Here is a 22,083-nt window from a genome sequence, read left to right as displayed (position 1 = left end):
GTCTCCCTTATCAGATGAAATCTACTGTAATCTGAGACTGAAAACTGAAAACTTTTACTTATTTTTGCCCACTCAATTATTGAATGAAAATGATAGACAAGATAAAAGAATATATTGGCGAGGCTAACGCTTTTTCAACACAAAATCCAGCAGAATTAGAAGCGTTTCGTATCAAATTTATTGGAAGCAAAGGCCTTTTGAAAGAGCTTTTTGCGGAATTTAAAAATGTACCTAACGATCAAAAAAAGGAATTTGGTCAGGTGATTAACTTGCTAAAAACTACTGCGGAAGAAAAAGTAAAAAGCATTCAAGAATCTTTGGAGAGCAAAGAGGAAGCTAAGGGGATTTACGGCGATTTGACTCGTACGGCAGAGCCTGTTATCATAGGTTCTCGTCATCCGATTTCGATTGTGAAAAACCAAATTATCGATATTTTCTCAACGGTTGGATTCAACGTTTCTGAAGGTCCAGAAATTGAGGATGATTGGCATAATTTTACTGCCTTGAACTTGCCAGAATACCATCCGGCTCGTGATATGCAGGATACGTTTTTTATCCAAACCAATCCTGATATTTTGTTGCGTACACATACATCATCTGTACAGGTGCGTTACATGGAAGAAAACAAACCGCCGATTAGAACGATTTCTCCCGGGAGAGTTTTCAGAAACGAAGCGGTATCAGCGCGTTCGCACTGTATTTTTCACCAAGTGGAAGGTTTGTATATTGACAAAGATGTTTCGTTTGCCGATTTGAAACAAACACTTTTATATTTTACCAAAGAGATGTTCGGGAAGTCAAAAATCCGTTTACGTCCGTCTTATTTTCCATTTACAGAACCAAGTGCCGAAATTGATATTTATTGGGGCTTAAAAACCGAAACCGATTACCGTATCACTAAAGGAACGGGTTGGTTGGAAATTGGTGGTTGCGGAATGGTAGACCCTAATGTTCTTAAAAACTGTGGCATCAACCCTGATGAATACAACGGTTTTGCCTTTGGAATGGGTGTAGAGCGTATCGCAATGTTGTTGTACCAAATTGGTGATATTAGAATGTTTTATGAAAACGATGTTCGTTTCTTGGAGCAGTTTAAAGCAAATATTTAAAAGATTTAAGACTAAATTCCCGACATGTAGGGATTGATTTCAGCTGTATCGCTGAACTCAAAAATAGTTATTCCATAATACAACCACTATGAAAGCTGATATTACCGTACCCGAAGTTGAAAATGTATTTATGGCGGCAGTCCAGGAATGGAGTGACGATTTTATGGCCAAAATGTGGTACATCTATGTGGTGAACGATAGCGATTTTGATATTGACAGCGTAATGGTCGTATCTAAAGCTTTTGGAACTATTGATGGCGAAATGAAGAAAACATCACTATTAAGACATGCTTTTCCTCATGTTCCTGCAGTTTCTGTGGTGAAAGTCGAAATGGTACAAGACGATGTATTAACACTCAATAACGAGTTTATGTTGACCTACTTTATGGACAACAAACTCTATGACAAAAAATTCATCTTCAAAGCAAATTCTATCAACGCAACAGATGTTGAAGAAGTTCCGATTTTGTTTATTGATGGTGTGATTGTGAGGTAATTATTCGTTTAAAAATATATAAAAAAGGCTGTCTTGAAAATTTCGAGATAGCCTTTTTTTATAGATTCAACTTTCTACAATAGCAAAAAACTTTGGATTTTGACCAAAAAAAAAGTAAAACCGAACGAATCTAAGTTTTACTTTCTCAACTAAAAAACCATCTTAAATATTTTTAAATAACTGCTCTTATTTGTTTAATGCTGTAAATTGTAGTTTATCATTATTCTTTGCTGTGATAACATATGACTTGCCTTTTACGGTAATCAATGCCATATCTTTTACATCTCCTGGCGTGAAGAAACCACTTTGTAATGGCGTGTAGGGTTTGAACTTCCCTTTGTTATTTCCTTTCAAAAACAGTCCGTGTCCTGCGTCGTTTCTTGGTGTTTCTACCTCCGACATGAATAAATTTCCGGCAACTAAAATATCCAAAAAGCCGTCTTTGTCATAATCTTTGACCAAGATTTTGTTAATTCCAGATACTTGCGCTTCTATTGGCAAATGATGGATAACAAACTTTCCGTTTTTATTTTCTAGGTACACACTTGCAAACGATTTCACTTGATAATGCAACGCTTTGTCCAATGATTTCTTGCTATACACATCTTCAAGAGTTGCCTCAGAGAAACTTTCATAATTCTTGAACTTCTCTTTAATACCTGGAATTTGTTGCGATGAGCAACCTCGACCTCGCACAGGATATTGCTTTCCTTCGTTGTAATAACTCAATACAATATCACTTTTCTTATTTTGATCAAAGTCAGACGAATAGATATCAAATGTTTCTTTGTCTGATGCTTTGTACTTGTAATTGAGACCGTTGTTACCCAAAACATAATCCATATCGCCGTCGTTGTCAAAGTCACCTTGACTAATGCTCCACCACCATCCAGCGGTATCTTTGGTCAAGCCCAAATTTTTTGAAACTTCTTTGAAACCTGTTTTAGTATTTTCGAAAACACGAATCGGCATCCACTCGCCCACTACAATAAAATCCATCCAACCATCATTGTTGTAATCGGTGATTACAGCACTAGTTGCCATTCCTAATTTGGTTAACTCTTTGGCTTTTGAAGCCGTTTCGTTGACAAACTTGATATTGTCTTTGGTGCTTTTGTTCATCAAAATATAACTGTCTGCTGCTGCTGGATAACTGCCCGGCACTTGACGACCAAGTACCAAAAGATCTTGTTTACCATCTTTGTCAAAATCGGCTGCATAGGCTTTGGATCCACTTGTGATCATGCTTGGTATGGCGTTGCTTTTTGCTTTCGAAAAAAGACCTTTCCCATTGTTCACGTACAAGCGATCTTGCAAGTAGGGCGAATTGGGTGCAAACTCGTAACCACCGCTTACCACATACAAATCATTGTCACCATCATTATCTGCATCAAAAATTAAAGCACCTGTGTCTTCTGATAATTTATCAGCTTCAAAAGCAGCGGTGTTTTGCTTTATAAAGCCGCTTTGGGTCTGAAAAAACAACTGTCCTACAGTATTAAAAGAACCACCAACAAAATAATCTTCCAATCCATCACCATTCAAATCTCCAACAGCAATTGCTGGACCCAAAGCGGACATTTTATGCGGTAGTAATACTTGAAAATTAAAATCATCAAAACTATTTTCGACCACCATGAAATCTGGAAACATTCCTTTTGGAGCAGGTCCAAAAAGGGTATTTACTTTTGCAGTTGCCACTTTATTAGCCACAACGGCATCTAAATACTTTAAAATCAATTTTTGATTGACCGCAACCTCTTTCAAAATTTGCGTTTTCCCATCAGGCCAAACAACTTTTAGTTCGGTTATTTTTTTGTTTTTATGCAATCCAAAATGCAATTCTGGTGCTACAGACGATTGAAATCCTCGTGTGAGCGTAAGCTCTTGCATCTGCGTAAATTCAGGTGTAGTCACATATACACGTGCGCCTAATCCAAATTTGTTTTTAACATCACCATTAAACTGAACCGTAATATGATTGTTGATCGAAGCACTTGTGTTTTCAAAAACTGAAGCCTTGTCATCAATATTATTGGTTATAATTTCTAAATCTCCATCGTTGTCCAAATCGGCATAGGCTACACCATTCGAAAAACCTTTGTATTCAATTCCCCAAATTTTATTTGCTTGTTCGAAATCTAAATTCCCTTTGTTCTTAAAAATAAAATTATCTATTTTTTCAGAAGGAATTTTAAGGCTTCGCTCCAAATAACTTTCTGGGGTTATATTTTCATCTTTTAAATGATTGAAATAATCATTGTTGTTTACTTCTCTTCTTGATCCATTGGTTATGAATAAATCTTTCAAACCATCATTATCAAAATCGGCAAAAAGCGGTCCCCAACTCCAATCGGTAGAAGAAGTTCCTGTAATGCGCGATACATTTGAAAAATGCGGAATCCCATCTGTCATTACACCTGAGTTCACTTGCATACAATTTTGCATGTATTGGTAATGAAAACCAGCATTTACAGTATCCCAAAAAAGCATCGGATTCATACTCGCCATATTGGCCTTTTTACGTCTGTTGGACTTAGCATCCATGTCTACCTGAAAAATATCCAAGTTTCCGTCGTTGTTAAAATCGGCAATATCTACTCCCATTCCGTAAAAAGCCGTGTTGGAAGTTGCATCTTTAACTACTTCTCTAAACGTACCATCTTGATTGTTGATGTACATATAATCTGGCGCACAAAAATCACTTGACACATAAATATCTGGCCAGGAGTCATTGTTCAAATCTCCAATAGTTGCACTAAGTGATAAACTAAACTTTCGAACACCTGCCTCTTTGGTCACATCGGTAAAGATGTCGCCATCATTGCGGTACAAATGCCCTGACTCTTCATCCTTCAATCCTTCCATCATGTACACGTACGAAGATACGGCAGCATTAAAAGGCGTTGGCGGATAATTGGCCACAAACAAATCTAGATCACCATCTTTGTCATAATCAAAAAAGGTCGACTGCACGCTACTTCCTATATCATTCAATCCATACGCAGCCGCTTTTTCTTCAAATGTTCCGTTGCCTTTGTTGATGAATAATTGGTTTTCTTTCGAACCAAATTTTCCACTTACTGAGCAATAAATATCCAAGAAACCATCGTTGTTTACATCGGCCATCGTAACTCCAGTGTACCATCTTTTGTCTCCAGACACTCCTGCTTTGGCAGTAATATCTTCAAATTTTAGGTTCCCTTTGTTCAAATATAATTTATTCGAAACTTGATTTCCTGTAAAATAAATATCTTGTAATCCATCATTATTAATGTCACCCACGGCAACACCACCACCCATGTATAAATAAGAATAGGTAAAATAATTCAGTGAATCATTCTCCACAAGGTTGTTGCTAAACTCGATTCCGGTATCAGCAGCTTCCAATTTGGTAAAAATCTTTGTCGCCTCATTGTCCTTTGAACAAAAAGTCAAAGTCAATGAAGACAGCAAACCAAACACTATTGTTAAGAGATTCTTTTTCATTTCAAAATCATTTTACCTGTTCCTATTGGGTGTATTCAACTTAGTTATTCATACTTTGGGCGTGACCCTCCGTAAAAACTACTGGTCGGGCTATTTGTTTCAATCTTTTTTGGGTCAGAAAAAACCCCAAAAAAGGATTTTTACTACTATCCCTCACGCAAACCAGTATCAACCTCACCTTTGCAATTTCAAATTATAATTAACTAAAAAATAAAATACGTACTAAGAACTAAAATTGTAATCAATATTCCAGTCACTACAGCATGTTTCCATGGTGTGATATCTACCTTATCATTTGATCTCACAACGTGATCATGCGCCATAGGATACATTTTTCCAACCAATAACATGATTCCGATATTCAATACAAACAATATCGCCATTACGTGTAGAAAGTGCGGATACGCTTCTGCTTGAATCACACTTAATGCTTTTGCATTTGTAATTCCGTCCGCAGCAGCTTTGGCCATTGCACTATCAACAAAATAAGGTTTAACGATAAATTGACTGATCGAATACAAAATCACACCTGATGCAATTCCGATTTTTGCCGCAAGAGCAGGAACTCTTTTGGTAAAAAAACCAATGATTACAACTGTTAGAATCGGAATACTATAACATCCATTTGCTTCTTGCAACCAAGCAAACAATCCGTTTGGAGCATTTGCAATTAAGGGCGCAACCGACATTCCTAAAAGTCCTAGAACCAATCCAAAGATCTTACTCGCTTTTACAATCTGATGCTCAGTAGCTGTTTTATTAAAATATTGTTTGTATAAATCAAAACCAAACAAGGTTGCACTACTATTAAGGATACTGTTGAACGAACTCAATACAGCACCAAACAACACAGCGGCAAAAAAGCCCATGAAAGTCGCTGGCAAAACCGTACGTACCAAAGTAGGATAGGCTTGATCTGGATTGGATAAATTACCTTGAAACAAATGATAAGCAATAACCCCAGGAAGTACCACAATAAGCGGAATTAAAAACTTCACCAAAGCGGCCAAGATCATTCCTTTTTGTCCTTCTTTTAAGTTTCTAGCAGCAAAGACACGTTGTAGTATTGCTTGGTTGGTTCCCCAATAAAACATTTGTACCAACATCATTCCGGTAAAAATTGTTCCAAACGGAATAGAATTATCTACCTCACCTACTACGTTGAATTTCTCAGGATTCTCTGTGTATAAAGTACTAATACCCGTCATTACGCTTCCTTCGCCAATAGCCATTAATCCGAAGACTGGAATTAAAATTCCTCCAATCAATAAACCAATAGCGTTAATTAAATCGGAAACTGCTACGGCTTTCAATCCACCAAAAACGGCATAAATCATTCCGATAAGACCAATACTCCAAACACACAACCATATTGATGCTGTATGCGAAATACCCAAAACAGCAGGAAGATCGAACATAGTACTAAAGGCCAACGACCCAGAATACAAAACCGATGGAATAATTACCACCACATAGCCCGTAAGAAACAAACCTGAAATAATAGCTTTGGTTTGATGGTCAAAACGGTATTCTATAAACTCCGGAATAGTTGTAACCCCTCGAGACATATACTTTGGCACCAAGAATATAGCAGTTACAATCATGGCGATTGCCGCCAAGGTTTCCCATGCCATAACCAAGATTCCTTCGGTAAAAGCTTGCCCGTTTAACCCAACGATTTGTTCTGCCGAAAGATTGGTTAATAATAAAGAACCTGCAATGGTTACTGCACCAAGGCTTCGACCTCCAAGGAAATATCCTTCGGACGAAGATTCATCTGTATTGCGTGTGGCATACCATGACACAACGGCTACAAATATTGTAAAACCAACAAATGAAATAATGGTTAGCATGTCCATAATCTAGTTTTTTAGAGTAAGTTGAATTAATCCGCAAGCTGGCACTTCTATTTTGTATAATCCTTGGTTAAGCGAAATTTCTTTTTCGGCAAAAACAACTCCCATACAATCGTAGACTTTACAATCATAGATTCCAAAATCAGCCGCTACATCAAGAACAACCGAAGTCGCCAATTGACCGTTGATGATGTCAAATTTGTTTTTAGTATTTGTTAAACTTACCACATATTCATCATATAAACCAATGATTTGATGGTCTCCCTTTACAACTTCTTGAATTGGATAGTTTGCCAACGGTTTTGAAGGAACAAATTTTCCTTGCATCAATACATTTGCATTGTCATTCCAATATTTAGTATAAAACTGAATCATGTCAATATGATCCTGAGGCATATCTTGTAACATTACAGATAATTGTGGCACTCCAAACAATGTATTCACCACTTGTAAAGCAGCAACTTCTACTTTTTCGTCTTTATGCCATGTCAACATATCTGCGTGTACAGCAGTATCACCACATAACATTCTGATATCGGCAATACGAATTCTGTTCATCGTTCCGTCACCAGGACAGTCAAAGGCACGCATCATGTTACCAAATTTACGCATTGCAGGACCTGTATATCTTTGTCTAAATTCGATAAAAATATCAGGATTGATTGCTTTTAATTCTGTCATTACATCAGACAACAAACGATCAACTGCCTCATTTATAGAACTATAATCACGACCATCAGCATCTGTAAGAACTGTTTCGTCATACAATCTAAAGTCATCAATAAAGTCCAATTTGAAACCGTCAAGACCCCATTCTTGCAATGCATTTTTATAAATATTGATCAAATATTCCCTTACCTCTGGAAAACGAGGGTCAAATACTGGTGCCCAACGATGGGTTTTGGTCAACATTTTATTTTCGAAAACCTTGTAAGCTCTTGATTTTACACCACAAAAAGGAACAGAATACCAAAACCCAACTTTCATTCCGATTTCGTGAACAGCATCTACAAACTCTTTGGTTTTTGAAATACGGTCTGGTGTCCAATCTCCTGTGTAATCATATCCTCTGTTGGTATCATTAGTCTGCCAACCGTCATCAATGATAATCACTTTATATCCTAAACTATAAGCTATTCTACATTCAGCCAATAATTTTTCAACCTCCAAATTTTGATGAAAATTATACCAAGTAGAATACAAAGGTGTCTTTGCAATTTGTGGAACGAATGCTGGTTTTAAATTATCAAATGTTTCCCACCAAGCGGCAACTTCATTCAACGCAGTTGAAAAATGTTTGGGAGCAGAGTCAATTCTTATTTGTGCATTAAACTCCTTCACAGGCGACAAGCGCTCAGAAAGGAATGTAATGTGGCAATAAAAACTATCATCTTCTTCCCTGATTCTAGCGTTTAATTCTAATTTATTGATAGCATTTGAACAAGCAAAAGTATGCACATTGGTATCATCATTACCAAATAAACTGATAATTGGAGCATCAATAGAAATACGAGATTCCAAATGTTCTAATTCCCAGTCGGCTTGAATACGTTTTTCAAAATCTGTTGTTGGTTTCCAAACTCCTTTTATATTGTGAGCTGGGATTTTCCATTGTATAGTTACTGGACTTGGCACAATGGCCTCATCAGATTTGATGCTTACATCAAAAATTTGTACTCCGTTGTGATTGAAAATGGAATTGATAGAAACATCTAGATTTCCTCTATTTTCTAATACTATTAGATCCATTGATTAAAATTTTTAAATATTGATAAAAAGACAAAAGTCTTCCTGAAACTCCTTTTTTATTAGTTTAAAGGAGCCAAGCAACTACGCATGGCCCCACATAAACTACGACAACCTAATTACTTCTTAATATCCCGGATTTTGTTTCAAATTCGGGTTTGAATCGATTTCAGTATTTGGAATCCAAACCAGTTCGTCTTTTCCTGTTTTGAATATTCCGCCACTTAACGATTTTGGATTTTTTCCATGAGCAGAAGACGCTCCTAAATATTTGTCTGCAAGTCCCCAACGTACAAGGTCGAAGAAACGGTGTCCTTCACCTGCTAGTTCCATTGCTCTTTCGTTTATAATTGCATTTCTCAACAACACTTTATCTGCTTTTACTGTTGGCAAAAGAGCCGCAAGTCCAGATCCAGCACGTTGACGAACCATATCTACATATGGTCCAGCTTGAGATGTTTTATCATCTTCGTTTAGAGCTTCAGCAAGCATTAACAACACATCCGAATAACGAATTATTCTCCAGTTAGTCCCAACATTTGTACCTAAGAAATCAACTTGGCTTCTTACACCAATGTCCATACCCGCATATTTTTTTGAGAAAATAGGCTCAACTCCAGCAGCATTTGCAATTTTGATATCTTCGACAAAGTCTGTTAAATAAGGTGTTCCACCGTATCCTGTAGCACCTACATAGTTGTAAGCAAGCGTTTGGTTTCTTCTAAAAGTATCTCCGTTCGCTTCAAATAAAGTTTTCAACCAAGGATTTACGACATGTCCTTTGTCTGGCGTTTTGGCTGGTGGAGCATAATCGATATGAAAATTCCCCATAGTCCCAGTTCCAGGTATATCAGAACCCCACACAAATGTTTGTTGTCCTAAAAATTGCAATTCAAATACTGATTCTGCATTGTTTTCATTAGTCTCAGTAAAGTTATCTCCAAATTGTGCTGCAGGTAGTAACGAATATTTACCTACTAATTTGATGAATGTTTCATGAGCCAATTTCCATTTCTTTTGGTATAAATAACTTTTCCCTTTCAAGGCAGTTGCAGCACCAGAAGTTGGTCTTCCTAAGTTTGCACCTGTCCATTTTTCTGGAAGCATTGTTTCTGCTTTTGCCAAATCGGCAACAATTTGATCCCAAACGGCTTGTTTTTCTGCTTGTTTCACCAATAAGTTATTTAAATCTGGTACCTCTAGCACCAAAGGCACATTACCATAAAGGTTTACTAAATACCAGTAATCAAAAGCTCTCAAGAAATAGGCTTGACCTACCAAGCTATTTCTAACTTCGTCATTGTCAATTCCTGCTTTGTTTACGTTATTGATCACATTGTTACAACGAGCAATAGATTTGTAAAGTTCTTGCCAAGGCTCTGTAGCCCAACGATCTCCAGGTTTACCTAAGAAAGTAGACATTGCAGTATTACTTCCAAAAGGAAAAACATTGAACTCATCTGATCTTAGGATCGCACCTGAATGCACGATACGCCCCCAGAAAAAAGTTCCTGTAATTGGGTGAAAAGCTCCGTTTACTGCCGACTCCACTTGCTCTACAGATGAACCAAAGTTGGCTGTAGAAGTAGCATTGTCATTTTGTTGGCTTAATAAATCTTTGGTACATGAGCTAGACAATGCCGCTACACCCAATGTGGCCAAGACGATTGATTTTGTATATATAAATTTTTTCATTTTACTATTTTTTAGATTAAAAAGTAGCTTGTAATCCAAGCATAAAAGTACGTGCGTTAGGATACGTTCTTGCATCCAATCCTCTACCCAACAATGGGTTTACTGTAGGTCTTACACCTGGTACACCCGCATTAAGGTTTGCTCTACCACCATTTGTAGAAGCTACATCTGGATCATATCCGCTGTATTTTGTAATCACAAATGCGTTTTGAACATTGAAAGAAACTCTCAAGCTTTTGAAAGCATCCATACCTAAAGTTTTGATAGGCAAGTTGTATCCAATCTCAATGTTTTTCAATCTTAAGTAAGATCCATCTTCAACAAAAAATGAAGAAGGTTCTTTGTTACCTGCTGCATCAGTAATAGATGCTTTTGGGATATTAGTATCTGTATTTGTTGGCGTCCAAGAGTTCAACACTGATGTGAATTTACCTCCATCTTGCCATAACATATTGTAATATTTACCAACATTATAAATTTCGTTTCCTTGTACACCTGTGAAAGCTAAACTGAAATCAAAATTTTTGTAATCACCACTAAAAGTTAAACCATAAGTGAAATCTGGAGTAGGATTACCAATGTTTGTAATATCTTTTTCGTCGATTACACCGTCTTTATTAACATCTACTCTAACAAAATCTCCCGTTAATGGATTTACTTTGTCTTCTACTTTATATCCGTAGAATGATCCAATAGGCTGTCCTGCTACAGTACGGTTTACAACTCTTAAATCCTCATCAATTGATGGCCCTAAGATTGGAGCTGGAACATTTCCTGCTTTTGCAACCAAATTAAAGGAGAAGTTTGTACCCACTTTGTAATGAAAATCACCGTCAGTCTTTTGGTAACTCATATCAAATTCAAATCCTTTGTTTACCAAAGTACCTGCGTTTCTTGTTACTGGCAAACTTACACCTGCTGTAGAAGGAATGTTGATTGCAACCAATACATCATTGATGTTTTTCGAATAATAATCAGCTGTAAAATTCATTTTGTTATTCAAGAAAGTTAAATCAACCCCGATGTCAAATGTTTTTGTAGTTTCCCAAGATAAATTTGGATCTGCCAAAGTTGTTTGAGCCAAACCAGTAGCATTTGCTCCTCCAAACGAAGTGTTTGATTGGTTTGCAAGATATACCGCTTGTGTTGGGTAGAAGGTATCAGGATAAGATCCTAAAACTCCGTAAGATGTTCTCAATTTGAAATAATCAATCACATCTGATTTCCAGAAAGATTCTTTACTAATATTCCACGCTCCAGAGATAGATGGAAAATAACCTGATTGATTGTCCGCTGCAAAACGAGAAGAAGCATCACGTCTAATCGTTCCAGATAATAAATAACGATCATCATAATTGTAGTTCAAACGACCAAAATAAGAGATCAAACCTGCCGTATTATTTTCACCCAACAAAATCAATTGGCTGTTTGATGGCAATGCACCAACTACTTTAATACTGTTTGACGGTGTACCTTGACCATAAATACCACTACTTTGTTGGTTTTCTTTATAATAAGTATAACCCGCAACCGCTGCTATTTTATTTTTACCAAATTTTGTATCATATGATAATGTTGGCTCAACTAATAAGTTTACAGTTGTTTTGTTGTACTCAGTTAAATCATTTTTATCATTAACGTTACGTACTGCATCTACTGTACTCATGAAGTAGGTAGGTGTAAATTGAAAAGAATTTAGGTTTTTGTAATCCAAACCAAAGTTAATTCCTGCACTTAAATTGTCTGTAATTTTATAGTCAAATTTAAGGCCACCAAATAATGTTCTAGTTTTCTTTGAATTTTCTTCTAAGCTAGCCAATGCAAATTGGTTAACCCCACCAGGACCTTGAATCGCTGTTGATGGCGCTTCGTAACCACCTGCGTTTGCAGCATTACTAAGGGCAACTGTTGGAGAAGTTGTTCCATCAAAACCATACCAGTTATTTTCTTGAATAGTAGCTTCAGTAATACCTAATGTTTGTGTGATCTTTAATTTTCTAAAATTATACTCACTATTCAATCTTGCATTTAATCTTTTAAATCCAGATCCAATCAAGATACCATCTTGTTTGAAATAATTAACCGATGCAAAATAAGAAGCAGTTTCACCTCCACCTTGTAGCGACAAACCATGATCTTGAATCAATCCCGATTTTAAATTTTTCTTTTGCCAATCGGTACTTACACCATTATAAGTTACTCTCTCTGCACTTCCGTCATTTGCAAAACGTTGGTTCAAATAAGATGTGTATTGTTCACCATCAAGAAAATCTAAATATTTACTTGGTGTATCAAAACCAATACGAGCATTATACCTTACTTCCATCTCTTGGTTTTTTCTACCATGATTGGTTTTAATCAAAATTACTCCATTGGCAGCTCTAGCACCATAAATAGCAGCAGTCGCAGCATCTTTCAAAACCGAAATATCAAGGATATCACTTGGATTTACATAATCCATGTTTTGTACAATAACACCATCTACTATATATAAAGGACTAGCATTACTCAAAGAGTTTACTCCACGAATGAATACGTTGGCACTACCACCTGGTTGTCCACCTGAGCTTTCTACCTGAATACCCGACATTTTACCTTGTAATAAAGTAGTAGGATTACTTGCAACCGATTTGGTTAACTCTTTTGAACTAATAGAAGCTACAGATCCTGTAAGTTCTCTTTTGCTAGAGGTACCGTAACCTACAACTACTACCTCGTCTAAGGTTTGTGAGTCAGCAAGCATTGCTACATCTACAACCGCTCTTCCGTTAACGGCAACTTCTTGTGTTTTTAAACCTAAATAACTAAATACTAATACTGCTTTTGAAGAAACACCTCCAATAGCATATTTACCGTCAAAATCTGTAGTGGTGCCTTTTGCCTCACCCTTGATTGCTACATTGATACCCGGAACAGGCATCCCGTCTTCTGTGACTACACCCGTAACTTTAATTGTCTGTGCAAAGAGACTAAAGCTGCAAAGCATAATCGCAAAACCCATCAATTTTTTTAGTGTTTGTTTTTTCATAAGTTTTAAATTGGTTGTTTTTTTGTATTGGATAGTTTGATAGATTTAACATAATTACTTGATTGAATCAATACACTATGATAGTCTATGCTACAAATACAAATCTATGCTATTTTTTTTAATATCAAAATAATAATAGCTTATTTTTATGGTATATGTATTGAAATAGCTTTAAATAAACAGAAAACGCATATGTTTACTGACAAGATCAAAAGTATTATAGAAAAATAAATTTGAAGTTTTAATATTTTTAAGAATATTTTAAAAAGTTTTATCTTACTATTTTTAAAAAAGACACCAAAAGCAGGACAACAAAAAGCCTAAAAATGCTTTTCGTTTTAAAAAATGTTTAAATAAACCGTTAAATTATAAAGAGTTACGAGGGATAAAATAGGATGGTACAATTTCATGAATCAATTGTCCGTTTTTAACAAAGTTAGCGGCTTTGACAGCCATCTCATTAAAATCTGTAGAAATGGTAGCAATACCCCCCGACATGATTTCTTTAATGATATGATCGTTATGAGATAACAACCCTATATCTTTACCTATCACCAATCCCATTTTGAGACTGTCTCTAAACAGCTCCCACAAATCAGTGTCGTCGATAAAGAAATACAAGACACCTTTTTGAACTGAATTGGGTTGGTAATTTTTTTCTATTTCACCTATAAGTTCGTTTTCCTCAACAAAACGTTGAAAACCATTTAATACGCCAATTGGATAATCGACATCTTTTCGAAAATATAAAATAATTTTGTCATACTTTTTAATCACATCCAAGATCTCAGTCAAACGATCATGCGTAGAATGCTCGAATTCTTGTGCTATATACGAGTAATTATAGCCAAGGTCCAAATAACGATCGACGATCAATAACTTACTCGGCTCGATAGTTTCTAATAAGGGACGAACAAGAGGGTTTTCGATTGGAGCTACTACATAAGCTCCATATTTTCCATAGATACTTGAAATTATATTTTCGAATGCCTCCAAGTTATTATGGTGTACATAGATATCAATTTGGTAACGGTCTCCTAATTCTTTTCGAAAAGTATTATAAAACTCTTCTTGAAATCGATGAAAAGAATACAAAAGTAAAGCCACCTTTAAAACTACATCTGTTTTTGTGCTGAGAATAAAATAGCCTTTTATTTTTACCGATTCAACAAGACCACGATCTTTAAGTTCTTCATAAGCCTTAACGATGGTTTTTCTAGCATAGCCAATATTCTCGACCATTTGATTGATCGAAGGCAATTGATCACCCACAACCAAAGTTTCGTTCTCAATGCATTCTACAATTCCTTGTACCAACTGTTCATGCTTAGAAAGCGTACTAATTTGTTTTAAAGAAATAATTGCATCGTATAACGGCTCCATCAAAATGTAATTTAATTGTAAAAAGTTTAAAGATAACCGTAAATATACGATAAGCAAAAAAATTAACTTAGTTTAAACTTTTGACAAAAAGAACAGTATACTAATACTGACAAAAAAGAAACCTACTTGAACTAATTGCGTTGCTACTCTATAAAACAAAAAAGCTATCTCATTAAAAAGATAGCTTTTATTTGTATCGTTAACAAAACCTAGCACTACGCTTGTTTACTTATATTTACACGATGTGGATATGGAATTTCAATTCCTTCTTTATCAAGAGCAATTTTACAATTTTCAAGAGTAGCAAAGTACACATCCCAGTAATCTTCGGGAGTAGCAAATGGTCTCACAGCAAAATTTATTGAACTATCAGCCAACTCAGACACATTAACAGATGGAGCTGGCTCCTTCAAAACTTTTGGATTTGAGGTTAAAACTGCTAGTAGCACTTCTTTTGTTTTTTTAATGTCCTCTCCATAACCTACGCCTATGGTTAAGTCTACTCTCATTTTTCCTTCGGCTGTATAATTGATAACATTTCCATTTGCCATAGCTCCATTAGGAACGATAGCTAACTTATTTTGAGGTGTAACCAATTTTGTTGTAAAAATTTCAATTTGTTTCACCACACCTAAAACCCCTTGAGCCTCAATTAAATCTCCAATTTTATAAGGTTTGAATATGATGATTAAAACTCCACCCGCAAAATTAGATAGCGATCCTTGCAAAGCCAAACCTATTGCCAAACCTGCAGCAGCGATCACCGCCGCCAAACTTGTTGTCTCTACTCCTAGTGTAGAAATAACCGTAATGATTAAAAATATTTTTAAAGCCCAAGTAACAAGATTAAATAAGAATACCTGAAGAGATTCGTCATAATCATTCTTAGCCATTACATTTTTTAAAACCTTAGTAATACGCTTGATTACCCACGAACCAATTAAATAGATAAGTATCGCATACAAAACAGGAAACCCATATTTTTCAACTATTCCTAGTAAATTTTCTATTGATATTTTATCTAGTAAATTCGATGTTTCTGCAGTTGCCGTAGTAATTGTACCTTCCATATTCTCCATGTTTTTTGTTTAAAATAATTAAATTGATTTATAATCCGTTTTTTGTAATATACACCCTTTTTACTGAAAAACAATAAATTATGATGTAAATTTCCCGTTATTTTTTTCTAAACCAAAAGCAAATAAAAACTTAAACAACTACAATACAGTACTTTAAAAATAAAAAAAAGGGTTACTTCCAAATAAATGAAAGCAACCCCATATGTAGTATAAATTTGAACCTAATCCAACTTATCAGTCAACGCTTTGAATGTTTTCTTTGCATTTTGACCCTCATACAAAATAGCATAAACAGCATCAATAATTGGAGTTTTTGCACCGTACGTTTGGTTAAGCTTGTAAGCACTTTTGGTAGCATAATATCCTTCAGAGACCATACTCATTTCCATCATGGCACTTTTGACCGTGTATCCTTTTCCAATCATATTTCCGAACATTCTATTTCTCGAAAAAACAGAGTAACCCGTAACCAACAAATCGCCTAGATAAGCAGAGTCATTAATGTTACGCTTCATTTTATGGACTTTTCGAATAAATTTCTTCATTTCGCGAATACCATTACTCATCAAAACCGATTGAAAATTATCACCATAACCCAAACCATGTGCAATACCTGCCGCAATGGCGTAGATATTCTTAAGCATGGCTGCATATTCGGTACCAATAATATCATCTGTTATTTTGGTTTTTATGTAGTTGCTAGATAAATTCTTGGCAACAATTTTTGCTTTTGCAGGATCACCACAAGCAATCGTCAAATAAGACAAACGTTCCAAAGCTACTTCTTCTGCATGGCAAGGTCCCGTAATCACACCAATATTGTAATAAGGAATATCGTAGGTATAGTGAAAATGTTCTCCAACTATCAAACTCGTCTCTGGCACAATTCCTTTTATTGCTGAGAAAATAACTTTGTTTTCAAGTGAAGCCGTCAAGTTTTTCAACTCAGCATCCAAAAAAGCAGATGGTATAGCAAATATAATATAGTCGGCATTATTTACCGCTTCATTGATATCGCTTGTCAATATTAGTTTTTTGGTATCAAACTCCACAGAACTCAAATAGTTCGGATTGTGTTTGAACTCCTTTATATGTTCTATTGCTCCTTCATTGCGCATGTACCAAGTCAACTCGGTTACATTGTTACATAGCATTTTGGTAATTGCAGTAGCCCAGCTACCGCCACCTATAACTGCAAACTTTTTAATTTCGCTCATCTTCAAATAATATATTCATCAAAAGTACTTAAAATTGGCAAACCAGAAAAAAAAACCAGACTTTCTAACTGGTTTTTTACATCTTTTTTTTAGAATTTGATAAAAAAACGCTTTTATACTTTTAGTTTGACAAAATAAACACCCTGAAATCTTCTTAAAATAGTAATAATGAATGTTTTGCTAAATTTGCAAAAAATAAGAAAGGCGCTTTGGATACACCAAAACGCCTTTTACTCATCCGATTGCTCGGTATTTTGAATTAGTAACTCATTTCAACAATTTCTTTTACTTTTTCTAAGGTTACATTTTGTCTTTCGCCTAAGCCAAGCCATCCTCTATCCTCAAATCTTTTTGCAATTGTTGTAGCTGTATGATCATAATCTTTCACATAATCAGAAAGCTTAGTTTGCATTCCCATAGTATGGAAAAATGCAACTGTTTGCTCTATTGCTTCGTGAGCAACTTCTTCATCTGTACCATTTAGATTAAAGATACGACGACCATACTGAGCCAATTTATCTTTCTTAGTATCAAACAAAGCACGATACAAGTTCGGACCTACAACTGCCAACGTTCTTGCATGATCAATACCATACATAGCCGTCAACTCGTGTCCGATCATGTGCGTAGCCCAGTCATTTGGAACCCCTTTTTGAATTAAGCCGTTCAATGCCATTGTACAAGACCACATAAAGTTAGATGCCAAAGCATAATCACTTGGGTTGTCTACTACTTTTGGTCCTATTTCGATCAAAGTATGCAAAATTCCTTCAGCAATACGATCTTGTAAAAACCCTTCGTGTACATAGGTAAGGTACTGCTCCAATACGTGCGTGTAAGCATCTACCACTCCATTTTGCAATTGTCTTTTTGGTAAAGACTCAATTACGGTAGGATCACAGATAGAAAACTTAGGAAACAAGGCACTACCGCCAAAAGCCAATTTTTCTTGTGTTTCGGCGATAGTAACCACTGCACCAGAGTTCATTTCACTTCCTGTAGCCGGCAATGTCAATACCGTTCCAAACGGTATCACTTTGCTAACATCAGTAATTAAGATTCTTTTTCTTAAAATCTCAGCAGGATCTCCTTCATAGTTAACAGCACCAGAAATAAATTTGACACCGTCAATCACAGATCCACCACCTACTGCAAGAATAAAATCTATTTTTTGCTCTTTGATGATTGCAACAGCTTTCATCAATGTTTCAAAATGTGGGTTTGGTTCAATACCACTAAACTCAACAATTTCGAAACCTTTCAAAGCCTCAGTAACTTGCTGATGAATTCCGTTCTTAAAGATACTTCCTCCACCATACGCCAACATTACTTTTGCTCCAGCAGGAACTAGTTTTGTTAACTGTTCTATTTGTCCCTTACCAAAAACATAATTGGTAGGATTGTAATATTGAAAATTTAACATCTTATTTTTTTGCGTTTAATTGGTCTAATAATTTCTCAGCAACTAATTTTGACGAAGCTGGGTTTTGACCTGTGATTAATAAACCGTCTACAACAGCATAAGGATTCCAATCTTCACCTTTAGAATAAGTTGCTCCATTTGCTTGTAAAGCATCTTCTAATAAAAAAGGAACCACATCTGTCAATCCAACAGCAGCTTCTTCCGTGTTTGAGAAACCAGTAACTTTTTTACCTTTCACCAAAAATTCACCCTTTACTTTTACATCTTTCAACACTGCTGGTGAGTGACATACAAATGCAACTGGTTTATTATTTGTGTAGAAAGATTCAATTAATGCGCTTGAATTTTTATCTGTAGCTAAATCCCATAATGGACCGTGACCACCTGGATAAAATACTGCGTCATAATCAGACTCTTTTACATCTGCCAATTTATGCGTTTTGCTTAATTTAGTTTGCAATGCAGTGTCTTTGTCAAATCTTTTTGTGTCTTCTGTAGCAAATGATGCATCAGCACTTTTTGGATCAATTGGTGGTTGACCTCCTAATGGTGTAGCGATTTCAATTTCTACTCCTTTGTCTGCTAATTCATAATACGGTGCTGCAAACTCTTCAACCCAAAATCCTGTTTTTTCTCCTGTGTTTCCTAAATCTGAATGACTAGTTAAAACGAATAATACTTTTTTCATGTTTTTATTTTTTGCTTTTTGAGCAGTTAGACTTAATGAACTTGCCATTACTAAAACGATGGCAACTAATTTTATTTTTTTCATTTTATTTATTCTGTAATTGTTTTCAATCATCAATAAAAACAAGTAAAAGCTTCCTCAGTGTGCGCGACCAAACTTTCGCTTTTTTGACACTTGTTTCTAATTGATGATACAAATTTACGCAATTTGTGTTATTAGTTAAAATAATTTAAATTATGTTTGTGATAAGTAAATTTATATCATGGTCAATTTAGAATGGTACCGTACATTTAAGTCGGTTTATAAAAACAGAAACTTCTCTTTGGCAGCCAAAGAACTGTTTATCAGTCAACCAGCAGTTAGCCAGCAAATTGGCATGCTAGAAGCGCATGTTGGTTACAAATTATTTAATCGTAAATCGAAAGGGGTTGATCCTACAGAGTATGCCAACATGCTCAATAATCTTATCATTGAAGCCTTGGATCGATTAGAAAATGTAGAAAACAATTTTAGATCGAAAGCCTTTAATGCTATACGTTTGATATCCCTCGGGATATCAAAACACCTTTACAACAGTATAGGTAGCGCATTAATTCAACAATTTGACTATATTGATTTCCATTTTGAAGAGGACGACACGCTATTTGAATTGGTAAATTCAAAAAAAATAGACTTTGCTATTATGACCAAAAAAGTGGACACCTTTGATACCATCCACCAACTAGCAGGTACTATAAAACCTGTGATTATCGCCTCAAACGACATTGACCTCACAATCATTCAAAAACACATACATAATAAAGATGATAATGCTATAGAAGCATGGCTAAACGAGCAACGCTGGTTCACCTATGATGCACGCATCCCGCATGTAAAGCTTTTTTGGTTGTATGTTTTCGATAAAAAGAGACCTACCATTATTGCAAATTACATTATTCCGTCAGAGTCTGAAATGGTTGCATCGTTGGCTAAGAACAGTGGCGTAGGAATTACTTGGAGTTGCAATGCAAAATCGTATTTGGAAGAGAAAAAGGTTCAATTATTATGGGACAGCCAAAAAATGCCAGAAACTCCTGTTTATGTTATGAGCAGAAAGAACAACAATTTTGATGGCTTATTGGATGAAATCACAGCAACGGTGCAGCAAATAGTAGCAAACTAAGAGCATAAACTTTGACAAATACTTATTTTGTGGCTACACCCATCCGTTTGCAATTGCCTTAGACGAAAATTCGACCCAGTTTTTACAATTAGATTTCTTCATAATGTTTTTACGGTGCGTGTGTACCGTATGAATCGAAATCATTAATATATCCGCAACTTTTGGACTTTTGTTCCCCTCTATGGTGAGTTTGATAACTTCTTTTTCACGTGGTGTGAACAGTTGTTTTGAGACTTGAAAAAAAGTATCTTCAACAGAAACATTGATAAAAGAGGGTTCGCCGTTTAAACCTAAAAATGACAATCCCGAAGGTTGGTTGTCTGTTTTGAGGTGTGAAATATCTGTATGGATGTCTAGAACACGAATCAAATCTCCTTCATCATTGCTTTGAATAGGAACACATTGCATCAATATCCAGATATAAGTCCCATCTGCTTTTTGTACGCGATAATCATAACTTAATTTATAATTCAAAACCTTTGATGGTTCTAAATCATTAAAAAAGCTGATTGCTTTTCGTTCATAGGTTACAAAACGATCTTTGTCATCTGGATGGATATTTTCGAAAAGGAATTCTAAATTAAAATCTTCTTTATGCGCTACACCCAATACACGTGTAACATCAGTACTTATCCATTCTACTTGAACAGTTCCAAAGTTTATAATGTAATAGTAAAAATCTCCTACGTGAAAAATGTTTTGTAGTTTGCGATATAGTTCCAATTTAAAATCAGAATCCATTTCTTCGTCTGTATACTTGGCGAGTTCGTGCCAAGTTTTTTTCATGTCGTCGTATTGTAAAAGTTCCATAGCGAAATATCTATAAGTTTCGTTGTCCCTCAAATCCTTAACTATAATCTAACACTTTTATAAAAGTAAGATTGAATAGCATAAAATAAAGTCACCGCTATTAATGCTCTTAATGCTCTTAATTGAAGATCACATAAAGCTCCTAGCAGATCAAAATTTCACATGAAATGGGTACTGTTTTTGGAAACAACTACGTTAAACGTACAAAAAATAGTTCGAACTACAAAACTACCTACTTTTTATAAAACAGATTATGATCAATGTACTCCCAAACTTTTGGAGATAAAAGTGGTTGAACGTTTTTATTGCTTTTGATGTTTTCTCGAATAAAAGTTGAAGAAATCTCTACAACCGGAGCGTCAATCATTTTAATTTTCGGGTTATTTTTATAGTCAAACTTATCAGTACCATTTACCACACCATCTGCAACCACGTCTTTGGTTTCTAATCTAGGGTAAACGTATAAAGAGTAATTTTTAAGAATTACTTCATAATTTTTCCACTTATGCAAAGAGTTAAGATTGTCTTCACCCATGATTAGTGCAAACTCATAGTTTGCATACTTCTCCTCTAGGTACGTTAATGTATGTGTAGTATAATTGGGCTGTGGAAGTTTGAACTCAATATCTGAAGCTTTTAATTTTGGATAATTTTCGGTTGCCAAATGCACCATGTGTAAACGGTGGTAATCGTCAAGCAACGAAGATTTTTTCTTTAAAGGATTGTGTGGCGTAACTACCATCCATACTTGATCCAAATCTGTATGCTCTACCATGTGGTTGGCAATGATCAAATGTCCTGCGTGAATGGGATTGAAGGTTCCGAAATAAAGTCCTATTTTCATTGTGATTTACTTTTGGTTAAGATTACAGTGTTCTGAGGCAAGTTTTAAACTACTCTAA

General features: G+C 35.5%; 15 protein-coding genes. 3 read left to right on the top strand and 12 right to left on the bottom strand.

The window, feature by feature from the left end:
• The first annotated feature begins 89 nt into the window (after positions 1-89).
• Positions 90-1,109 (top strand): phenylalanine--tRNA ligase subunit alpha, encoded by a 1,020-nt coding sequence (gene pheS, locus FFWV33_RS05095; RefSeq protein WP_108742461.1) that lies wholly within the window; start codon positions 90-92, stop codon positions 1,107-1,109.
• A gap of 88 nt (positions 1,110-1,197) precedes the next feature.
• Positions 1,198-1,605, top strand: coding sequence for a hypothetical protein (locus FFWV33_RS05090; RefSeq protein WP_108739908.1), 408 nt, complete (start codon positions 1,198-1,200; stop codon positions 1,603-1,605).
• Positions 1,606-1,791: 186 nt separating this feature from the next.
• On the opposite strand, the gene FFWV33_RS05085 is transcribed toward FFWV33_RS05090, so the two are convergent.
• The 10 genes from FFWV33_RS05085 to FFWV33_RS05040 form a co-directional block, all read right to left on the bottom strand.
• Positions 1,792-5,094, bottom strand: coding sequence for a VCBS repeat-containing protein (locus tag FFWV33_RS05085; protein WP_108739907.1), 3,303 nt, complete (start codon positions 5,092-5,094; stop codon positions 1,792-1,794).
• A gap of 203 nt (positions 5,095-5,297) precedes the next feature.
• Complete coding sequence (locus FFWV33_RS05080; RefSeq protein WP_170111558.1) at positions 5,298-6,947, bottom strand: solute:sodium symporter family transporter; 1,650 nt, start codon at positions 6,945-6,947, stop codon at positions 5,298-5,300.
• A gap of 9 nt (positions 6,948-6,956) precedes the next feature.
• On the bottom strand, positions 6,957-8,699 hold the full coding sequence (locus tag FFWV33_RS05075; RefSeq protein ID WP_108739905.1) for a glycoside hydrolase family 36 protein: 1,743 nt from the start codon (positions 8,697-8,699) through the stop codon (positions 6,957-6,959).
• Positions 8,700-8,822: 123 nt separating this feature from the next.
• The gene (locus FFWV33_RS05070; protein WP_108739904.1) at positions 8,823-10,391 is read right to left on the bottom strand and encodes a RagB/SusD family nutrient uptake outer membrane protein; all 1,569 of its coding nucleotides are present in this window, start codon (positions 10,389-10,391) and stop codon (positions 8,823-8,825) included.
• Positions 10,392-10,407: 16 nt separating this feature from the next.
• Positions 10,408-13,419 carry a SusC/RagA family TonB-linked outer membrane protein gene (locus FFWV33_RS05065; protein ID WP_108739903.1) on the bottom strand — a complete coding sequence of 1,004 codons (3,012 nt, stop codon included), beginning with the start codon at positions 13,417-13,419 and terminating at the stop codon, positions 10,408-10,410.
• 366 nt (positions 13,420-13,785) lie between these two features.
• Complete coding sequence (locus FFWV33_RS05060) at positions 13,786-14,802, bottom strand: GntR family transcriptional regulator (protein WP_108739902.1); 1,017 nt, start codon at positions 14,800-14,802, stop codon at positions 13,786-13,788.
• 215 nt (positions 14,803-15,017) lie between these two features.
• The gene (locus FFWV33_RS05055; RefSeq protein ID WP_108739901.1) at positions 15,018-15,872 is read right to left on the bottom strand and encodes a mechanosensitive ion channel family protein; all 855 of its coding nucleotides are present in this window, start codon (positions 15,870-15,872) and stop codon (positions 15,018-15,020) included.
• A 230-nt stretch (positions 15,873-16,102) separates the two neighbouring features.
• Positions 16,103-17,098, bottom strand: coding sequence for an NAD(P)H-dependent glycerol-3-phosphate dehydrogenase (locus tag FFWV33_RS05050; RefSeq protein ID WP_108739900.1), 996 nt, complete (start codon positions 17,096-17,098; stop codon positions 16,103-16,105).
• Between the two features lie 259 nt (positions 17,099-17,357).
• Positions 17,358-18,521: an iron-containing alcohol dehydrogenase gene (locus tag FFWV33_RS05045; protein ID WP_108739899.1), complete on the bottom strand. Its 1,164-nt coding sequence runs from the start codon at positions 18,519-18,521 to the stop codon at positions 17,358-17,360.
• A 1-nt stretch (position 18,522) separates the two neighbouring features.
• A complete protein-coding gene (locus FFWV33_RS05040; protein ID WP_170111538.1) occupies positions 18,523-19,293 on the bottom strand; it encodes a type 1 glutamine amidotransferase domain-containing protein in 771 nt (256 codons plus the stop codon).
• Positions 19,294-19,471: 178 nt separating this feature from the next.
• Between FFWV33_RS05040 and FFWV33_RS05035 the strand changes: the two genes are divergently transcribed.
• Positions 19,472-20,371: a LysR family transcriptional regulator gene (locus FFWV33_RS05035; RefSeq protein WP_108739898.1), complete on the top strand. Its 900-nt coding sequence runs from the start codon at positions 19,472-19,474 to the stop codon at positions 20,369-20,371.
• A gap of 33 nt (positions 20,372-20,404) precedes the next feature.
• Here the strand turns inward: FFWV33_RS05035 and FFWV33_RS05030 are convergent, their stop codons facing one another.
• Complete coding sequence (locus FFWV33_RS05030) at positions 20,405-21,181, bottom strand: LuxR C-terminal-related transcriptional regulator (protein ID WP_108739897.1); 777 nt, start codon at positions 21,179-21,181, stop codon at positions 20,405-20,407.
• A 232-nt stretch (positions 21,182-21,413) separates the two neighbouring features.
• Complete coding sequence (gene nadD / locus FFWV33_RS05025) at positions 21,414-22,025, bottom strand: nicotinate (nicotinamide) nucleotide adenylyltransferase (protein ID WP_108739896.1); 612 nt, start codon at positions 22,023-22,025, stop codon at positions 21,414-21,416.
• Between the last annotated feature and the right edge of the window lie 58 nt (positions 22,026-22,083).

It is taken from the genome of Flavobacterium faecale, from assembly GCF_003076455.1.
In the GTDB taxonomy this organism is placed as follows: Bacteria; Bacteroidota; Bacteroidia; order Flavobacteriales; family Flavobacteriaceae; genus Flavobacterium; species Flavobacterium faecale.
Note: the sequence above shows the minus strand (reverse complement) of the source record. Positions and strands in the feature narration are given on the sequence as shown.

Excerpts from the sequence above, each read along its gene's own strand:
- FFWV33_RS05065 (WP_108739903.1), bottom strand. The coding sequence starts at position 13,419 with ATGAAAAAACAAACACTAAAAAAATTGATGGGTTTTGCGATTATGCTT.
- FFWV33_RS05085 (WP_108739907.1), bottom strand. The coding sequence starts at position 5,094 with ATGAAAAAGAATCTCTTAACAATAGTGTTTGGTTTGCTGTCTTCATTG.
- FFWV33_RS05045 (WP_108739899.1), bottom strand. The coding sequence starts at position 18,521 with ATGTTAAATTTTCAATATTACAATCCTACCAATTATGTTTTTGGTAAG.
- FFWV33_RS05080 (WP_170111558.1), bottom strand. The coding sequence starts at position 6,947 with ATGCTAACCATTATTTCATTTGTTGGTTTTACAATATTTGTAGCCGTT.
- FFWV33_RS05070 (WP_108739904.1), bottom strand. The coding sequence starts at position 10,391 with ATGAAAAAATTTATATATACAAAATCAATCGTCTTGGCCACATTGGGT.
- nadD (WP_108739896.1), bottom strand. The coding sequence starts at position 22,025 with ATGAAAATAGGACTTTATTTCGGAACCTTCAATCCCATTCACGCAGGA.
- FFWV33_RS05035 (WP_108739898.1), top strand. The coding sequence starts at position 19,472 with ATGGTCAATTTAGAATGGTACCGTACATTTAAGTCGGTTTATAAAAAC.
- FFWV33_RS05090 (WP_108739908.1), top strand. The coding sequence starts at position 1,198 with ATGAAAGCTGATATTACCGTACCCGAAGTTGAAAATGTATTTATGGCG.
- FFWV33_RS05050 (WP_108739900.1), bottom strand. The coding sequence starts at position 17,098 with ATGAGCGAAATTAAAAAGTTTGCAGTTATAGGTGGCGGTAGCTGGGCT.
- FFWV33_RS05030 (WP_108739897.1), bottom strand. The coding sequence starts at position 21,181 with ATGGAACTTTTACAATACGACGACATGAAAAAAACTTGGCACGAACTC.
- FFWV33_RS05060 (WP_108739902.1), bottom strand. The coding sequence starts at position 14,802 with ATGGAGCCGTTATACGATGCAATTATTTCTTTAAAACAAATTAGTACG.
- FFWV33_RS05075 (WP_108739905.1), bottom strand. The coding sequence starts at position 8,699 with ATGGATCTAATAGTATTAGAAAATAGAGGAAATCTAGATGTTTCTATC.
- FFWV33_RS05040 (WP_170111538.1), bottom strand. The coding sequence starts at position 19,293 with ATGAAAAAAATAAAATTAGTTGCCATCGTTTTAGTAATGGCAAGTTCA.
- FFWV33_RS05055 (WP_108739901.1), bottom strand. The coding sequence starts at position 15,872 with ATGGAAGGTACAATTACTACGGCAACTGCAGAAACATCGAATTTACTA.
- pheS (WP_108742461.1), top strand. The coding sequence starts at position 90 with ATGATAGACAAGATAAAAGAATATATTGGCGAGGCTAACGCTTTTTCA.